Raw genomic sequence first — 16,256 nt, 5'->3', positions numbered from 1 at the left:
GGGCAGGGCGCAACAGCTTGAGTGATGACCGAACTTCCTACCCAGAATGACCTGGGCGAGGTTCAGAGGGTCTGCGGCCCGATTGCCGCACTCTCAGCGCTGTGGCGCTCCCCTGTCGGAATATGAAGATGTACGTACGGGTGTACGCGCCCAGATTACCGCTCGGTGGCCGCGAGCTGACCGCAGGCCCCGTCGATCTCCTGACCACGGGTGTCCCGAACCGTCACCGGCACACCATGGGCCGCGATGGCCTCGACGAACGCCTTCTCGTCCTCGGGCCGGGAGGCGGTCCACTTCGAGCCCGGGGTCGGGTTCAGCGGAATCAGGTTCACATGCACGGGCTTGCCCTTGAGCAGCCGCCCGAGCCGGTCACCGCGCCAGGCCTGGTCGTTGATGTCCCGGATGAGGGCGTACTCGATGGACAGCCGACGGCCGCTCTTCTCGACGTACTCGAACCCGGCGTCCAGGACCTCGCGCACCTTCCACCGCGTGTTCACGGGGACGAGGGTGTCACGCAGCTCGTCGTCGGGCGCGTGCAGCGAGATCGCGAGCCGGCACTTGAAGCCCTCGTCGGCGAACCGGTTGATCGCCGGGACGAGACCGACGGTCGAGACGGTGATCCCACGCTGGGACAGCCCGAGCCCGTCCGGCTCGGGGTCGGTGAGCCGCCGAATGGCCCCCACGACCCGGTTGTAGTTGGCGAGCGGCTCGCCCATCCCCATGAAGACGATGTTGGAAAGCCGGGCCGGCCCACCGGGCACGTCCCCGTCCCGGAGCGCCCGCATCCCGTCCACGATCTGGTGCACGATCTCGGCGGTGGACAGATTCCGGTCCAGCCCCGCCTGCCCGGTGGCACAGAAGGGACAGTTCATCCCACACCCGGCCTGCGAACTGATGCACATGGTCACCCGGTCCGGATACCGCATCAGCACCGACTCGACGAGCGTCCCGTCGAACAGCCGCCACAGCGTCTTGCGGGTGTCCCCCTGATCCGTCGACAGATGCCGTACGACGGTCATGAGCTCCGGGAACAACTCCTCCCGCAGCTTGGCACGCGACCCGGCCGGGATGTCGGTCCAGTGCTCCGGGTCGTGCGTGTACCGCGCGAAGTAGTGCTGCGACAGCTGCTTGGCACGAAAGGGCTTCTCCCCGACCGCAGCGACAACGTCCTTGCGCTCACCGGGCGTGAGATCAGCAAGGTGCCGCGGGGGCTTCTTGGCTCCGCGGGGGGCGACGAATGTGAGTTCTCCGGGTGCAGGCATAACCCTTCCAGTGTGGCAGATCAACTCTGGGGGCCCAGGCCAGAACGGGGTGGGGGTGGTCACCTGTGGGTGCCGACTGTCAGCGTTGGTCGGCTTCGCACGGCCCAGGGACGGCCCAGACGGCTGAGCGGTCGCCCACGAGATCCCGCTGCCTTACCAGCCCTGAGCTTCGGAATCACTGGAACATGCCCGGCGCCACGGGCGCCGGGTACGAGGATTGCCCTTGCTGCCCGTCGCCCGCCGGGTCACGAAGGTCGCGTCCGTTGACTGTGACTGACCGTCCACTCCGGAGCGCATCTGGCACATGGATGGTTCGGAGCTGTTGCCGGTCGCCGGGCCCAGCGTTTGACACGCCCACCATGACGTAACAAAGTTGGTTGCAACAGAAGGTCACCACCGCCCAGACGGTGCGACCCCGCGCCGAGTACGAGGAGAGGTCCAGCCATGTCCACCACCACCGCCGGAACTGCACTGATCACCGGCGCGACCGCGGGCCTGGGCGCGGCCTACGCCGAGGAACTGGCCGCACGGGGACACGACATCATCCTGGTCGCGCGAGACGAGGCGAGGCTGGAGGAGGCCGCCGCGGAGCTGGCCGAGCGGTCGGGACGGAAGGTTTTCACTCTGAGCGCGGACCTGGCGACCGCCGAGGGGATCGGTTCGGTCGAGGAGCGCCTGGCCGGCGACGCGTCGATCGACACCTTGGTCAACAACGCCGGCATGGCGCTGTTCGGCCCGCTCTCGAAGGCCGACCCGGATCGGCTCGAGGGGCTGATCGCGCTCAATCTGATCTCGTTCACCCGGATCGCGGCCGCCGCGGCGAAGGCATTCGCCGGCCGCGGCGCGGGCACGATCGTCAACATCTCCTCTGTGCTCGCGCTCAACATTCTCCCGGTGGGTGCCGCGTACAGCGGCACCAAGGCCTATGCGCTGGCTTTCACCCAGGGGCTGGCCCAGGAGTTCGCGGACTCGGCGGTGCGGGTGCAGGTCGTGCTGCCGGGGGCGCTGGAGACCGCGCTCTGGAGCGGTTCGGGCATCGAGCTCGACCAGCTCTCGAAGGCGACGGTGATGTCCCCGCAGGATGCCGCCCGGGCCGGACTCGCCGGACTCGAGGCGGGCGAACTGGTCACCATCCCCTCGCTGCCCGAGTATGGCCAGTGGGAGTCCTACGACCAGGCCCGCCAGGCCATGCGCCCCAACCTGTCGCTGTCCCGGCCCGCCGCTCGCTACAGCCGTTGACCAGGCAGGCCGGGCCCGGTCACACACTGGCCCGGCACCGTCTTCGCGTTCCCCGACCCTCGCCTGGGCTCCCGGCCGCCGTGACCGCATCACCGCCGGGCCCTGCCGGTCGACCCGGTCGGCGGTGGCCGATTCGACCGCGGCGCGCGACTTCGGCGTCCGCCGCTATGTGATCGGCTCCGGATTCGCAGGCGGATCCGGACTTCCCCGGCGCGCCGTCCGTCGCGTCGCCGGCCGATCCGCCGAGCGGTGCTTGACACGCACACTCGTGACGTAACAAAGTTGGTTTCGACAGGAGGGCTTCGGCCACTCGGAAAGAAGGAGGTTCGATGAGCGCCAACAGTCGCATGACGGTGGCCACGCACGCCTTGACCTGGATGGCGATGGTCTGCCCCCGACGTTCCGACGGCATCGTGACCTCCGACCAGATCGCCGTCAGCGTCAACACCAACCCCGTCGTCATCCGCCGCATCCTCGGCAGCCTGCGCGACGCGGGCCTGGTCGTCTCACAGCGCGGGCAGGGTGCGGGCTGGAGGCTGGCACGCACCCCGGACTTGATCACGCTGCGGGATGTCCACCTGGCCGTCGAACCGGAGCCTCTCATCTCGCTGCACGCCGCACCCCCCAACCAGGAGTGCCCCGTCGGGCGGGGCATTCCACCCGTGCTGCAGGAGGCGTACAGCCGCGCGCAAGACTCGATGGCAGCCGTACTGGCCACCGTCACCGTCGCCGACGTGCTCAAAAAGACAATCGCCTGACCTCTCGAGCGAGCCGCAGTCCACCCCGGGCCGACCCATATGGATCGGCCTTTCTTCAAGCCTCAAATGTAACAGAAATTGTTACATCACCTGGGAGACCCCTCCAACGTGTACCGATCACTCCTCGTACTGACCGCTGCAATGTTCGCCATCGGCACCGACAGCTTCGTCATCGCCGGCATCCTGCCCAACGCGGCACACTCCCTCGGCGTCGACACCGGCACCGCGGGATGGCTGATCACCGCCTACGCCTTCACCTACGCCATCCTCGGCCCCGTCATGGCAGCGGCCACCACGCGCTGGCCACGCCGCACGCTCTTCCTCACCGGCCTCGGCATCTTCGTAGTGGGCAACCTCCTCACCGCCCTCGTCCCCAACTTCGGCGTGGCCCTCTTCGCGCGGGCACTCGCCGGGCTCGGCGGCGCCATGGTCACTCCCACCGCCGTCGCCGCGGCCGCCGCGCTCGCACCACCGGAGCGCCGGGGACGCGCCATCTCCGCCGTGATGGCCGGTCTCAGCGCCGCGACCGCGCTCGGTGCTCCCCTCGGCACGGCGATCGGCAGCCTCACCGGCGACTGGCGTGCCACCATGCTCTTCGTCTCCGCCCTCGGCGTCCTCGCCGCCGCCGGAATCGCCCTGCTGCTGCCCAAGATCCCCAACCCGCCGCTGGTCCCGCTGCGCGCCCGCCTCGCCCCGCTCGGCGACCGCCGCATCGGCCTGACCCTGCTGACCACCCTTCTGCTGTTCACCGGCCTGTACATCGTCTACTCCTACATCGCCGAGGGCCTGGACCGCGCCACCGGCGGCAGTGGCACCACCCTCGCCATCCTGCTGTTCGTCTGGGGCGTGGCGTCCACCATCGGAACCCTCGGCTCGGGGAACCTGGTCGACCGCCTCGGCTCCCGGCGGATCATCAACGTCGCCCTCGTGGTGCTCGCACTGGACTTCGCCCTGCTGCCCTGGTCCAGCGCACACCTGGGTACCGCCGTCGTGGCCCTGGTCGTCTGGGGCCTGTGCGGCTGGGGATTCATCACCCCGCAGACCCACCGCCTGATCGGCGCCATGCCCGCCGCGGCCCCCATGCTCAGCGGCCTGAACTCCGCCACCGTATACGTCGGCGTCTCCCTCGCCCCGCTGCTCGGACAGGCCGGAATGACCTGGTCCGGCGCCCACTGGCTCGGCCCCATCGGCACCGTGCTCATCGTGCTCTCCCTGATCGCAGCGGAGACGGCACACAACGTCATCCGCCGCCACGAGGCACACCACACACCCACGCCGCACGCAGAGCCAGTGCCGGCCAGCTGACCCGCACCTGCTCACCAGCCGCCACCGTCCTACAGCGGGTCGGCCCCCGACTCGCCTTGCAATGCCACAACCCCCTTCGAGAGAGCCGTGGGCCATGTGTGGGCCAGCGAGGACACTTGACCTAGCAAAGCGCGCTCCAATGCAGATCAGAGCCCCAAAGAGGCTTGATGCGCGGCGGTCTTGAAAACCGTCGTGGCAGCGATGTCACCGTGGGTTCAAATCCCACACCCACCGCCAGGTGAAACGGCCCCTGACCAGGAAGATCGGTCAGGGGCCGTTGTGTTGGGCGCTGTCCGTGGTTGGCCGCGGCTCCCCGTTGACGGGCGGTCGTACTCCCCGGATCGTTACCGGCAACCAAGGCCCTCCGCCGGAAGGAACTCCCATGGTCGCCCACCCGCCGTCCAGGGGATCGGTGATGTGATCGCCGGCGGTCCAAAGGGCGAGCGGATCGATGAGATCGACATCACGACGGACTACGACGAGGTCGGCAGGGCGGTCGACGAGCTGAATCGGGCCGTCGAGGAATACAACGAGGCCTTCCTCGACCGCGACCGCCACCCGTACTCCGGCCGGATCGACGCCGCGGCGAAGGAGCTCCGGGACGTCTGTGCGTCGTAGGCGCGGGACTAGTCGGTTCTGCGCTCCAGCCGGTCCTTGAGGAGTTGTTCGTCGCGCGGGAGTTCCTTGCGGACCTGCGGGCGGACCACGAGGGGGATCAGGACCTTGCCGACACCGTGCCCCTCGAAGTCGATGTCGATCGTCACGCGGGAGCGGCGTCCGTCGTCGAGCGGTTCGATCTCGCCGTGGGTGCGGGGCCGTACGGGGCCGTCGATGCCGTGCAGATCCCAGCTGTGCGGAGGGTCGAGCTCGTCGAACCGCACGGTCATCGGAATCTGACGGCTCCCGACGCGCCGGGTGACCCGCACCCGGGAGCCGGCGTGGATCGGCCCCTCGTCCAGCGACTCCGCCGAGACCGCGCTCAGTTGCCATTCCGGCAGGTGAGAGGGGTCGGTGAGATAGGCGTAGACCTCGTCCGGCGGGCGGTCGACGTCGATGATTTCTCGGATGGCGGCCATGCTGACCCCCTTCTGAGTGCCTTGAGGGCGTACGTCGAAATCGTCCCATATTGCAGGGAGCCTCCGCTCTGTAAGAACGGAGGCTCCTTGGATGGTCTGACCGATTCGTGATTCGGCCGACCGATCCGTCAGCCCGATCCCACGAACAGCACCAGCAGCAGCCACACCACCGGCGCCGTGGGCAGCAGGGAGTCCAGTCGGTCCATGATCCCGCCGTGACCCGGCAGCAGCGTGCCCATGTCCTTGATGCCCAGGTCCCGCTTGATCATCGACTCGCCGAGGTCGCCCAGCGTCGCACTGGCCGCGACCGCGAGGCCCAGCAGCAGACCCTGCCACCAGGTGCCGTCGTCGATCAGGAACTGCATGCACAGCGCGCCCGCCACCATCGCGAAGCTCACCGCGCCGAGCAGGCCCTCGCGGGTCTTGCCGGGGCTGATGCGCGGGGCGAGCTTGGTCTTGCCGAAGCGCCAGCCGATCGCATAGGCGCCGGTGTCGCTCACGACCGTCAGGAGCAGGAAGGTCAGGACGCGCCACGGGCCGTCGTCGGCCGTGAGCATCATCGCGACGAACGTCGCCAGGAACGGCACATAGAACGCCGCGAAGACACCCGCGGTGACGTCTCTGAGATAGCCCTCCGGCGGCTCGGTCATCCGCCAGACCAGTACGGCCAGAGCGGTCAGCGCCATCGCCACCCAGGCGCCCTCGGCACCCCGGACATATCCGGAGACCACCATGGCCGCACCGCCGAGCGCCAACGGCACGAGCGGCGCGTTGATGCCCTTGCGCTCCTCGAGCCGCTTGGTCAGCTCCCACAGACCCACGACGACCGCGACCGCGACCACGCCGACGAACACGGCCTTGACGACGAACAGCGACGCGACGATCACCACGCCCAGTCCGACGCCCACCCCTATGGCCGCACTCAAGTCGCGCCCCGCGCTCTTCTTCTGCGGCTGGGGCGCCGGCTGTGGTGCGTCGGGCATGGGCTCCGGATTCTGCGGCGCCGCCTCGAAGGGCCGCGCCTGCGGCGTGTCGTGAGACCGCGTCTGGGGTGGCCGGCCGTGGAACAAAGGGCCGCCCGTCCGAGCGGCCCCCCGGTCGTCATCCTGGTCTCCGCCATACGCGGGCACGTCGGGCACGATGGGCATGGGGCGAGTGTGCTGCGCCTCAGGCGCATCGTACGCGGGACCCGCCGGGGCAGCCCCCTGGACAGGTCCACGCGCGGTGGCCCCCCAGTACCCGGCCTGCCCGGCCCCGGTCTGCGGCCCCCAGGAAGAGTCGTTCATCAGACCTCGAGCAGCTCTGCTTCCTTGTGCTTGAGGAGCTCGTCCACCTGTGCGACGTACTTGTGCGTGGTGTCGTCGAGCTCCTTCTCCGCGCGGCGGCCCTCGTCCTCGCCGATCTCGCCGTCCTTGATCAGCTTGTCGATGGCGTCCTTGGCCTTGCGGCGCACGGAGCGGATGGACACGCGCGCGTCCTCGGCCTTGCCCTTGGCGACCTTGATGTAGTCGCGGCGGCGCTCCTCGGTGAGCTCGGGGAACACCACCCGGATGATGTTGCCGTCGTTGCTCGGGTTGACGCCCAGGTCGGAGTCGCGGATCGCCTGCTCGATGTTGCGCAGCGCGCTCTTGTCGAACGGGGTCACGACCGCCATGCGCGGCTCCGGCACGGAGAACGAAGCCAGCTGGTTGATCGGCGTCGGCGCGCCGTAGTAGTCGGCCACGATCTTGTTGAACATCGCCGGGTGCGCACGGCCGGTGCGGATCGCGGCGAAGTCCTCCTTGGCGACCACGACGGCCTTCTCCATCTTCTCCTCGGCCTCGAGGAGGGTCTCTTCGATCACCACTTGCTCCTGCGTGTCTTGAGTAAGGCCCGGCTGCGGTTCCTCGGTGGGGCGGCGGCCGGCTGCGTCGCGTCTTCTTCCTGCACGGTTCCCGACCGGCAGGACATTGTCCATCCCCCGGTCAGGGTCCGCCCCGTCCGTCCCCCGGACGGGTTCGTTGTCGGAGCTGTCGGAGCGTCAGCCCCGACCGCCCTGCTCACCCACGAGCGTGCCGATCTTCTCACCCTTGACGGCGCGGGCGATATTGCCCTCCGCCAGAAGCTCGAAGACGAGGATCGGGAGCTTGTTGTCGCGGCACAGAGTGACCGCCGTGGCGTCGGCGACCTTGAGGTCACGGGTGATGACCTCGCCGTAGCCCAGGGAGTCGAACTTGACCGCGTCCGGGTTGGTCTTCGGGTCGGAGTCGTAGACCCCGTCCACGCCGTTCTTGCCCATCAGCAGCGCCTCGGCGTCGATCTCCAGGGCGCGCTGCGCGGCGGTTGTGTCGGTGGAGAAGTACGGCATGCCCATACCGGCGCCGAAGATGACCACGCGGCCCTTCTCCAGGTGCCGTACGGCGCGCAGCGGGATGTAGGGCTCGGCGACCTGTCCCATGGTGATGGCGGTCTGGACCCGGCTGTCGATCCCCTCCTTCTCCAGGAAGTCCTGGAGGGCGAGGCAGTTCATCACGGTGCCGAGCATGCCCATGTAGTCGGAGCGGGCCCGGTCCATGCCGCGCTGCTGGAGTTCGGCGCCGCGGAAGAAGTTGCCCCCGCCGATGACGACCGCCACCTGCGCGCCGTCGCGCACGACTGCCGCGATCTCGCGGGCGATCTTGTGCACCACGTCCGGGTCGACGCCGAGGCCCCCGCCGCCGGAGAAGGCCTCTCCGGACAGCTTCAGCATGTACCGGCCGCGTACTTTGCCGTCGTCGCTCTTCTTGGCCTTGGTGGTCATCGAGATCCCGCCTTTGTTACGTGGTGCACATACGAAGAAGGCCATTGCCGGTTGGGGTGTGTTTCGCATCCCATGCGCGGCAATGGCCTCCTCGTCAGATCTGCTGTCGTCCGTCACACGCGCGTGCGCGGTGACGACGTCCGCCAACGACTGCCCTCGACCCTATAGGTGTCGGGCACCTATCGCGGTAAGGACTCAGATGCCGACCTTGATGCGCGAGAAGCGCTTCAGGGTGACACCGGCCTCGTCCAGGATCTTCTGGACGGACTTCTTGTTGTCGAGCGCGTAGGGCTGACCGAGCAGCGTGGCGTCCTTGAAGAAGCCGTTGAGGCGACCCTCGACGATCTTCGGCAGGGCGGCCTCGGGCTTGCCCTCGGCGCGGGTGGTCTCCTCGGCGACGCGGCGCTCGGACTCGACGACCTCGGCCGGCACGTCCTCCTTGGAGAGGTACTTCGGCGCGAAGGCGGCGATGTGCTGAGCGACGCCCTTGGCGACCTCGGCGTTCGGCTTGTCCAGCTCGACGAGGACACCGATCTGCGGGGGCAGGTCGGGCATCGTGCGGTGCATGTACGCGAGCACGAAGCCGTCGGTGAACTGCGCGAAGCGGTCCAGGACGATCTTCTCGCCGAGGTTGGCGTTGGCCTCGTCCACGAACGCCTGGACGGTCTTGCCGGCCTCGATCTCGGAGGCGAGCAGGGCCTCGATGTCGGCCGGGGAGGTCTTGGCGACGTGCTCGGCGATGGCGGTGGCCACGGCCTGGAACTTCTCGCCCTTGGCGACGAAGTCCGTCTCGCACTTCAGCTCGACGAGGACGCCGGAGGAGTTGTCGTCGGCGATGATCGAGACCACGGCGCCGTTCTCGGCGGAGCGGCCCTCGCGCTTGGCGACGCCCTTCTGGCCCTTGATGCGGAGCGCCTCGACAGCCTTCTCGACGTTGCCCTCGGCCTCGTCCAGCGCCTTCTTGCAGTCCATCATGCCGGCGCCGGTGAGCTCGCGGAGCTTCTTGACGTCAGCGGCGGTGTAGTTCGCCATGAGTCTGTGAATCTTTCTCGAAGTCTGGAAGATCGAAGATCTACGGGGTCTACGGCCCATGGAATAGCCGGGGCCGCCGACCTTCCGTCGACCTACGGGTGAACGGCGGGAGCGGACTTCACCGCACCGGAGGCGCTGGTGGATGCAGTACCGCTCCCGCCGTCAACGCTGACGGTGTCAGGCCTGCTCGCCCTCGGCGGCCTTCTCGTCCTCGGCAGCCTTCTCGCCCTCGACGGCCTTCTCGGCCTCGGCGGGAGCGGCCTCAGCAGCCGGAGCCTCGGCAGCAGGCGCCTCAGCGGCCGGAGCCTCAGCAGCCGGAGCCTCAGCGGCGGGAGCCTCGGCAGCCGGGGTCTCCTCGGCCTTCTTCTCGCCCTCGAGCAGGTCGCGCTCCCACTCGGCGAGCGGCTCGCCGGCGGCCTTCTCGCCCTTGTCACCGGTGGCGACGCGGGAACGGGAGATGAGGCCCTCGGCGACCGCGTCCGCGATCACACGGGTGAGCAGGGTGACGGAGCGGATCGCGTCGTCGTTGCCCGGGATCTTGTAGTCGACCTCGTCGGGGTCGCAGTTGGTGTCGAGGATCGCGACGACCGGGATGTTGAGCTTCCGGGCCTCGCCGACCGCGATGTGCTCCTTCTTGGTGTCCACGATCCAGACGGCGCTGGGCACCTTCTGCATCTCGCGGATACCACCGAGGGTCTTCTCCAGCTTGGCCTTCTCGCGCGAGAGCACGAGAAGCTCCTTCTTGGTCAGACCCGAGGCCGCGACGTCCTCGAAGTCGATCTGCTCGAGCTCCTTGAGGCGCTGCAGACGCTTGTAGACGGTGGAGAAGTTGGTGAGCATGCCGCCCAGCCAGCGCTGGTTGACGAAGGGCATGCCGACGCGGGTGGCCTGCTCGGCGATGGCCTCCTGCGCCTGCTTCTTCGTGCCGACGAACATGACCGTGCCGCCGTGGGCGACGGTCTCCTTGACGAACTCGTAGGCGCGGTCGATGTACGACAGCGACTGGAGCAGGTCGATGATGTAGATGCCGTTGCGCTCCGTGAAGATGAAGCGCTTCATCTTCGGGTTCCAACGACGGGTCTGGTGACCGAAGTGGACGCCGCTCTCCAGCAGCTCCCGCATCGTGACGACGGCCATGGCCGTTCTCCTTGAATTTCTCGGTTGTGCCGCGAGTGCCGGACGGCTCCCGCGCCTGACGCCCACATGCGCCGTGCCACGAAGGACCGAGGGGCGCTGATACGGACCGTCTCCGGTTGCCGTATCGGGGCGTGCGAAGTCGACCCGGTGACCCGGATCGCCAGAAGAAGTGTACGGGACCCGGGAGGCACCGGGTGACGCCGCTGTCCACAACCCATCAGTTATCCACAGATACCGGCCATGATCCGCGAGGGTACGGGACGGTTCTCGCATGCGAGCGATGCGATGTGCGAGGACAGCGATGATGGCGGGCCCGACGAAACCGGCCACGATGGCCAGGATGGCCACCACGGCCAGGGCAGGGAGGGCAGCGAGGGCATGCCGGCGGCTGGTGCTGCTGCTGGTCCTGACGACAACCACCCTGCTGGCCCCGGCCCCACGACTGACGCCGACCGCCGCGGGCGCGCCTGCCGCGCCCGCCCCGGCCCCCACCGTGCCGACGGTCGGCAGGGCATGGCCCGTGGGGGTACGTCCGCCGATCCTCCGCGGCTGGGAACCCCCGGCAACGACATACGGCCGCGGCCACCGGGGCGTGGACCTGGCGGCACCCTCCGGAACACCGGTACGGGCGGTAGCGACGGGGAGGGTGTCGTACGCCGGTCGGGTGGCGGGCAAGGGGGTCGTGTCGGTGGAGTTGACGGGGACCGGGGATCCGCCGTTGCGAACGACGTACGAGCCGGTGCGGGCGGTGGTGGAGAAGGGCGACGAGGTGGCGGCCGGCGAGGTGGTCGGGACGGTGGAGGCGACCGGGGCACACTGCGCGGGAACGTGCGTGCACTGGGGCCTGAGGAGCGGCGAGACGTACCTGAACCCGCTTTCCCTGCTACCGGCGTGGCTGCTGAACAGGGGGCCGTCGCGACTGCTGCCGGTGCTGGGGGTGCCGTTGCCGTCCTAGCCGACCGAGTTGCAGGCAGCGGGTGCTCGCGGGCGGCACTCCCTCTCCGTCAGCGCCGGGCTATGAGAGGCCCGGCCTCGGCTGCAACGCCGGGCGCCTGTCGGCACCGGGTCGCGCAGCCCTGACCTCATCCCCGGACGCCCCTCAGCGCCATGGCCACGGCCGCCTCCGTGATCGCCGAGGGCTCCTCCGCCGCCCCCAGCTCGATCCGCCGCACAGCCGCATCCACGACCCCCTGCAGCAGCATCGCCGCCAGCCGAGGCTCCGCGTGTCCCATCTCCGCCAGCGCCTCGACGATCATCGCGACCAGCCCACCGTGCGCCGCCCGGATCTTCTCCCGGGCCCCGGCGTCCAGCTCGCTCGCGGAGATCGCCACCACGGCCCGATGCCGCCGGTCCCCCACCAGCGCGAGCTGCCGGCGCACATAGGCCTCGACCTTGCCCTCGGCCGTCGCCTCCTGCTCCATCGCCGCCGAGACCTCCGCGGCCCACACGGGGAAGTCGACCGCGCACAGTTCCTCGACCACGGCGGCCCGCGACCGGAAGTACTCGTAGACGGATGAACGCGCGAGTCCCGTGCGCTCGGCGAGCGCCGGGAAGGTCAGCGCCTCCGTCCCGCCCTCGGACAACAGGGATCGCGCCGCGTCCAGCAGGGCGGCTCGCTGCATCGACCGGTGCTCGGCCACGGAGGCCGCTCGAATCCTTGGCACGTCAACCACTTTACGGACGCGCCCTCGCCGACGGGAGTCTCTCCACCGAACCCCACGCGGTCCGGCCAGGTCAGCGACCGAACCCGGCCAGTTTCGCCCGCAGCTGGAGCACCGACTTGGTGTGGATCTGGCTCACCCGGCTCTCGGTCACCCCGAGTACGTTCCCGATCTCGGCGAGGGTGAGGCCCTCGTAGTAGTACAGGGTCACCACGGTCTTCTCCCGCTCGGGCAGCGTGTTGATGGCCCGCGCCAGGAACCTCCGCAGCTCCCGGTCCTCGGCGACCTCCACGGGATTGTCCGCGGCGGTGTCCTCCAGGGTGTCCATGACGCTCAGGCCGTCGCCGCCCTCGCCCCCGACGTGCAGCAACTCCTCCAGCGCCACCACGTTCGCCAGCGACAGCTGACTGAAGACCGAGTGGAGTTCGTCCACCGCGATCCCCATCTCGACGGCCACCTCGGCCTCCGTCGGCGTCCGTCGCAGCCGCGCCTCCAGGGTCGCGTACGCCCGCTCCACGTTCCGTGCCTTCTGCCGCACCGACCGCGGGATCCAGTCCAGCGCCCTGAGCTCGTCGATCATCGCGCCCCGGATCCGCGTGATCGCGTACGTCTCGAACTTGATCTCCCGGTCGATGTCGAACTTCTCGATCGCGTCGATCAGTCCGAACACCCCCGACGACACGAAGTCCGCCTGCTCCACGTTGGGCGGCAGACCGACGCTCACCCGGCCCGCCACGTACTTGACGAGCGGCGAGTAGTGCAGGATCAGCTGCTCGCGCAACCGCTCGTCCCCCGTCCCCTTGTACGACCGCCACAGCTCGTCGAGCGTCGAGGGAGCGGGCGGCCGCACGCTGCCATCGTCACGGGCGGCTGGGGGGATCGCCGCCCGGTCGGACCCGGAGGTGTGCTGGGGCATTCGTTGCCTAGTGCCGTTCTGCCGTGAAGTGCGGGGGTGCTTTGGGGGAGCTGTCGGTCTGATGTCGTTCTGGTGCCGTTCTGGAGACCTTCCGGTGCCGAGATGCCGGTCTGAGCCGGAATCCTCGTGAGCGTAGCGTGACTGAAGTGTCGCGGTGCGCGAAGACCGCAGCACATGCCGTACGCAGATACGTTCCGCTGGACGCCCCACCGGGGCATGGCGATCGCACTGAGTGATCACCCGAACACCCCAACTGGGGGAATTTCCAAGGGCGTCCGTGTTCCCCCGTACGGCCGAACACGCTCGGTCAACAGCTGCCGCGACCGGCCCGAACGGACATCATCGCCTGGCGTGTCAACTTCCAGCCGTCGCCGTGTCGTTCGACGTAGCCAAGTGAGCGGAGTTCGTACAGTCTCGCGATCGCGTCGTCCTCGGTGGTCTGCGCACCGCGTGCGATCTCGTCCGCTCTCGCCGCGCGCCGGCCGGGCAGCGCGGCCAGGACGCGACGGGCCGCCGACTCCAGCAGATCGCGCGGCAGAACCGGTCCGCGGCGCTCGGGGGCCAGCTCTCCCATGTCGCCGACCAGTTCGACGACCTCGGCGGCGTCGGTGACGAGGACGGCGTCCCCGCGCAGCAGTTCGTGGACGCCGGCGGAGAGGCCGCTGGTGGCTGCTCCGGGGACCCCTATCGTGTGACGGCCCAACCGCTGTGCCGCCCGGGCGGTGGCCAGCGAGCCGCTGCGGTGGGCGGCCTCGACGACGACCGTGCCCCGGGTCAGCGCCGCGATCACCCGGTTCCGCACGATGAATCTGCTGGGCGTGGGATGGTCGCCCGGCGGCAGCTCCCCGAGCACGAGTCCCTGTTCCGCGATTCTGTTGATCAGCTGGGTGTGCCCGCGCGGATAGGGCCGGTCGACCCCGCAGGCGAGCACCGCGACCGTGGCCCCGCCGGCACCGAGGGCGCCCCGGTGAGCGGCTCCGTCGACCCCGTAGGCACCGCCGGACACGACCACCCAGCCCCGTTCGGCGAGCCCACCGGCGACGGTGGCCGCCATATGGGCGCCGTACTCGGTGCAGGCGCGGGCCCCGACGACGGCCACGGACCGCAGGGCCCACATCCGCAGACTGGCCCGCCCTCGCACCCACAGTCCGACCGGCCGCGCGTCCCCGAGGTCGTCGAGCTGCCCCGGCCACTCCATGTCCCCCGGACACAGAAACCGCACCCCGGCATCCCGGGCGACGGCGAGGTCCCGACCGGGCTCGGCCCGCGCCCCCCGAGCCCGCAGCCCCTCCCACCGCTTGAAACTGACCCCGGGCAGGGGATCGGCCCCGTCCCGCAACCGCCGCACCACCTCCCCCACCCCGAACTCCCGTACCCACCGCCCGGCGATCTCGTCGCCGGGTTCGAGGACCCGGCTGAGAAGGACCCGGCCGAGCAGTTCCCCGTCCGGGTCCTCGCTCCCGGTCACGTCAGCGCCCCGATGGCCATCGGCACGCCGCGCGGCACTCCGGTGCGCAGTTGCAGCGCCAGGGCGACGTCGGTCGCGTCGGGCCGGTCGTGGCCGACCAGGTCGGCGACGGTCCAGGCGACGCGCAGGACGCGGTCGAGTCCACGGGCGGTCAGCACACCGCGCTCCAGGTTCCGCTCCGCCTCGTCCATGGCGCCGACCGCGGCGTACCAGCGGCTGCGCAGCTCACGTCCGGGGATCTCGCTGTTGGTCCGCCACGGGGTACCGGTGAGCCGGACAGCCGCCCGCTCGCGGGCCGCGCGCACCCGCTCGGCGACCGTGGCGGTGGACTCGCCTCTGGCTCCGCGCTCGGTCAGCTGGGCGCGGGTGACCCGGTCCACCTCGACTCGTAGGTCGACCCGGTCGAGCAGGGGCCCGGACAGCCTCGCCTGGTAGCGGCGGATCGCCGAGGGCGGGCATTCGCACATGTCGTCCATCTGGGAGAAGCGGCCGCAGGGGCAGGGGTTCGCGGCGAGCACCATCTGGAACTTCGCCGGAAAGCGCACCACGCCCGCACTGCGCGCGATCACGACATGCCCGGCCTCCAGGGGCTGGCGCAGCGCGTCGAGGGCTTGACCGCTGAACTCCGGCGTCTCGTCCAGGAAGAGAACGCCCCGGTGGGAGAGGGAGACCGCGCCGGGCCGTGCGATGCCGGGTCCCCCGCCGACGAGTGCCTGCATCGTCGCCGAGTGATGCGGGGCGCAGTAGGGCGCCACGTCGATCAGGGGCTTGCCCGCAGGCAGCAGACCCGCCACCGAGTGCACCGCCGTGACCTCCAGCGACTCCTCCCTCCTGAGCCGCGGCAGGATGGCCGGCAGCCGCTCCGCGAGCATCGTCTTGCCGGCGCCGGGCGGCCCCTCCAGGAACAGGTGGTGTCCGCCCGCCGCGGCGATTTCCACGGCCGTGCGCGCCGAGATCTGGCCCACCACATCGGCCATGTCGTGGCCTTGGTCGAGCTGGGCTGCGCCCATGCTGTGCATGCCCGTGGCCGCGCCCGTCCCCGGCACCCGCAGGCCCGCGAGCAGCGGATCCGGACGGCCCTGCTCCGCGGGCTCTTCGTCGGGTACGGGTTCGTCGGCGAGGACGGCGATCAGCTGGCGCAGGCTGCGCACTCCCAGGACGGACACCCCCGGCACCAGCGACGCCTCGGCCGCGGCGCACTCCGGGACGACCACCTGCTCGTAGCCGGCGTCCGCCGCGGCCAGGACGGCGGGAAGGATGCCCCGGACCGGGCGCACGCGTCCGTCCAGTCCCAATTCGCCGATCATCACGATGTCGGCGAGAACCCGCGGATCGATCCGCTCCGCGGCACCGAGGACGGCGCACGCGACGGCCAGGTCGAAACCGCTGCCCGCCTTGGGCACCGATGCCGGGCTGAGCCCGACGGTGAGCTTCTTCTGCGGCCACTCACCGCCCGAGTTCACCACAGCCGCCCGCACCCGGTCGCGGCTCTCGGTCAAACTCTTGTCCGGCAACCCCACCAGCGTGAACGCCGCCACCCCGGGCTCCAGGTCCGCCTGGACCTCGACCACCACACCCTCGACGCCGACCAGCGCCACCGAGCACGTACGTGCGAACCCCATC

16 protein-coding genes and 1 riboswitch are annotated in these 16,256 nt (G+C 69.8%); of the genes, 5 read left to right on the top strand and 11 right to left on the bottom strand.

All coding sequences use genetic code 11. The features are described from left to right. Positions 1–16: 16 nt before the first annotated feature. Positions 17–124, bottom strand: a riboswitch (TPP riboswitch). Positions 125–155: 31 nt separating this feature from the next. Beyond that, complete coding sequence (gene rlmN / locus ACFQ6S_RS28265) at positions 156–1,262, bottom strand: 23S rRNA (adenine(2503)-C(2))-methyltransferase RlmN (protein ID WP_383415495.1); 1,107 nt, start codon at positions 1,260–1,262, stop codon at positions 156–158. A 444-nt stretch (positions 1,263–1,706) separates the two neighbouring features. On the opposite strand from rlmN, the gene ACFQ6S_RS28260 reads away from it, so the two are divergent. The 4 genes from ACFQ6S_RS28260 (at position 1,707) to ACFQ6S_RS28245 (ending at position 5,182) form a co-directional block, all read left to right on the top strand. Next, positions 1,707–2,501, top strand: a complete 795-nt coding sequence (locus ACFQ6S_RS28260) for an SDR family NAD(P)-dependent oxidoreductase (RefSeq protein WP_383415492.1) — start codon at positions 1,707–1,709, stop codon at positions 2,499–2,501. Positions 2,502–2,830: 329 nt separating this feature from the next. Beyond that, positions 2,831–3,259, top strand: a complete 429-nt coding sequence (locus tag ACFQ6S_RS28255; RefSeq protein WP_383415488.1) for an Rrf2 family transcriptional regulator — start codon at positions 2,831–2,833, stop codon at positions 3,257–3,259. A 108-nt stretch (positions 3,260–3,367) separates the two neighbouring features. Then, a complete protein-coding gene (locus ACFQ6S_RS28250) occupies positions 3,368–4,564 on the top strand; it encodes an MFS transporter (RefSeq protein WP_383415485.1) in 1,197 nt (398 codons plus the stop codon). Between the two features lie 417 nt (positions 4,565–4,981). Next, a complete protein-coding gene (locus ACFQ6S_RS28245) occupies positions 4,982–5,182 on the top strand; it encodes a hypothetical protein (protein ID WP_383415482.1) in 201 nt (66 codons plus the stop codon). Between the two features lie 8 nt (positions 5,183–5,190). Here ACFQ6S_RS28245 and ACFQ6S_RS28240 read toward each other — a convergent pair whose 3' ends face one another. The 6 genes from ACFQ6S_RS28240 to rpsB form a co-directional block, all read right to left on the bottom strand. Beyond that, the gene (locus ACFQ6S_RS28240; protein WP_383415480.1) at positions 5,191–5,640 is read right to left on the bottom strand and encodes an SRPBCC family protein; all 450 of its coding nucleotides are present in this window, start codon (positions 5,638–5,640) and stop codon (positions 5,191–5,193) included. 128 nt (positions 5,641–5,768) lie between these two features. After that, positions 5,769–6,926, bottom strand: a complete 1,158-nt coding sequence (locus ACFQ6S_RS28235; protein ID WP_383415477.1) for a phosphatidate cytidylyltransferase — start codon at positions 6,924–6,926, stop codon at positions 5,769–5,771. Continuing rightward, entirely contained in the window at positions 6,926–7,483 is a 558-nt protein-coding gene (gene frr, locus ACFQ6S_RS28230; RefSeq protein ID WP_147994035.1) for a ribosome recycling factor, read from the bottom strand. Before frr ends, ACFQ6S_RS28235 begins: the two co-directional genes overlap by 1 nt. A 177-nt stretch (positions 7,484–7,660) precedes the next feature. Then, positions 7,661–8,419 carry a UMP kinase gene (pyrH, locus tag ACFQ6S_RS28225; protein ID WP_383415472.1) on the bottom strand — a complete coding sequence of 253 codons (759 nt, stop codon included), beginning with the start codon at positions 8,417–8,419 and terminating at the stop codon, positions 7,661–7,663. A 195-nt stretch (positions 8,420–8,614) separates the two neighbouring features. Then, positions 8,615–9,451 carry a translation elongation factor Ts gene (gene tsf, locus ACFQ6S_RS28220; protein ID WP_383415469.1) on the bottom strand — a complete coding sequence of 279 codons (837 nt, stop codon included), beginning with the start codon at positions 9,449–9,451 and terminating at the stop codon, positions 8,615–8,617. Between the two features lie 177 nt (positions 9,452–9,628). After that, the gene (gene rpsB / locus ACFQ6S_RS28215) at positions 9,629–10,588 is read right to left on the bottom strand and encodes a 30S ribosomal protein S2 (RefSeq protein WP_383415466.1); all 960 of its coding nucleotides are present in this window, start codon (positions 10,586–10,588) and stop codon (positions 9,629–9,631) included. 340 nt (positions 10,589–10,928) lie between these two features. Here rpsB and ACFQ6S_RS28210 point away from each other — a divergent pair, with 340 nt between their 5' ends. Further along, positions 10,929–11,543, top strand: coding sequence for a M23 family metallopeptidase (locus tag ACFQ6S_RS28210; protein WP_383415464.1), 615 nt, complete (start codon positions 10,929–10,931; stop codon positions 11,541–11,543). Between the two features lie 127 nt (positions 11,544–11,670). Here ACFQ6S_RS28210 and ACFQ6S_RS28205 read toward each other — a convergent pair whose 3' ends face one another. The 4 genes from ACFQ6S_RS28205 to ACFQ6S_RS28190 all read right to left on the bottom strand — a co-directional run bounded on the left by ACFQ6S_RS28205 (position 11,671) and on the right by ACFQ6S_RS28190 (position 16,255). Beyond that, complete coding sequence (locus tag ACFQ6S_RS28205) at positions 11,671–12,228, bottom strand: TetR/AcrR family transcriptional regulator (protein ID WP_383415878.1); 558 nt, start codon at positions 12,226–12,228, stop codon at positions 11,671–11,673. Positions 12,229–12,322: 94 nt separating this feature from the next. Then, on the bottom strand, positions 12,323–13,165 hold the full coding sequence (gene whiG, locus ACFQ6S_RS28200) for an RNA polymerase sigma factor WhiG (protein WP_383415461.1): 843 nt from the start codon (positions 13,163–13,165) through the stop codon (positions 12,323–12,325). A 307-nt stretch (positions 13,166–13,472) separates the two neighbouring features. Then, the gene (dprA, locus tag ACFQ6S_RS28195) at positions 13,473–14,633 is read right to left on the bottom strand and encodes a DNA-processing protein DprA (RefSeq protein ID WP_383415459.1); all 1,161 of its coding nucleotides are present in this window, start codon (positions 14,631–14,633) and stop codon (positions 13,473–13,475) included. Further along, on the bottom strand, positions 14,630–16,255 hold the full coding sequence (locus ACFQ6S_RS28190; RefSeq protein WP_383415456.1) for a YifB family Mg chelatase-like AAA ATPase: 1,626 nt from the start codon (positions 16,253–16,255) through the stop codon (positions 14,630–14,632). The genes dprA and ACFQ6S_RS28190 overlap by 4 nt, the downstream gene beginning before the upstream one ends. Position 16,256: the final 1 nt, after the last annotated feature.

It is taken from the genome of Streptomyces sp. NPDC056479, from assembly GCF_042795335.1.
Taxonomy (GTDB): domain Bacteria; phylum Actinomycetota; class Actinomycetes; order Streptomycetales; family Streptomycetaceae; genus Streptomyces.
This window is presented reverse-complemented; position numbering and strand designations above follow the sequence as displayed.

Coding starts and splice junctions, on each gene's coding strand:
- rlmN (WP_383415495.1), bottom strand. CDS start 1,262: ATGCCTGCACCCGGAGAACTCACATTCGTCGCCCCCCGCGGAGCCAAG.
- ACFQ6S_RS28260 (WP_383415492.1), top strand. CDS start 1,707: ATGTCCACCACCACCGCCGGAACTGCACTGATCACCGGCGCGACCGCG.
- ACFQ6S_RS28255 (WP_383415488.1), top strand. CDS start 2,831: ATGAGCGCCAACAGTCGCATGACGGTGGCCACGCACGCCTTGACCTGG.
- ACFQ6S_RS28240 (WP_383415480.1), bottom strand. CDS start 5,640: ATGGCCGCCATCCGAGAAATCATCGACGTCGACCGCCCGCCGGACGAG.
- ACFQ6S_RS28235 (WP_383415477.1), bottom strand. CDS start 6,926: ATGAACGACTCTTCCTGGGGGCCGCAGACCGGGGCCGGGCAGGCCGGG.
- pyrH (WP_383415472.1), bottom strand. CDS start 8,419: ATGACCACCAAGGCCAAGAAGAGCGACGACGGCAAAGTACGCGGCCGG.
- tsf (WP_383415469.1), bottom strand. CDS start 9,451: ATGGCGAACTACACCGCCGCTGACGTCAAGAAGCTCCGCGAGCTCACC.
- rpsB (WP_383415466.1), bottom strand. CDS start 10,588: ATGGCCGTCGTCACGATGCGGGAGCTGCTGGAGAGCGGCGTCCACTTC.
- ACFQ6S_RS28210 (WP_383415464.1), top strand. CDS start 10,929: ATGGCCACCACGGCCAGGGCAGGGAGGGCAGCGAGGGCATGCCGGCGG.
- whiG (WP_383415461.1), bottom strand. CDS start 13,165: ATGCCCCAGCACACCTCCGGGTCCGACCGGGCGGCGATCCCCCCAGCC.
- ACFQ6S_RS28190 (WP_383415456.1), bottom strand. CDS start 16,255: ATGGGGTTCGCACGTACGTGCTCGGTGGCGCTGGTCGGCGTCGAGGGT.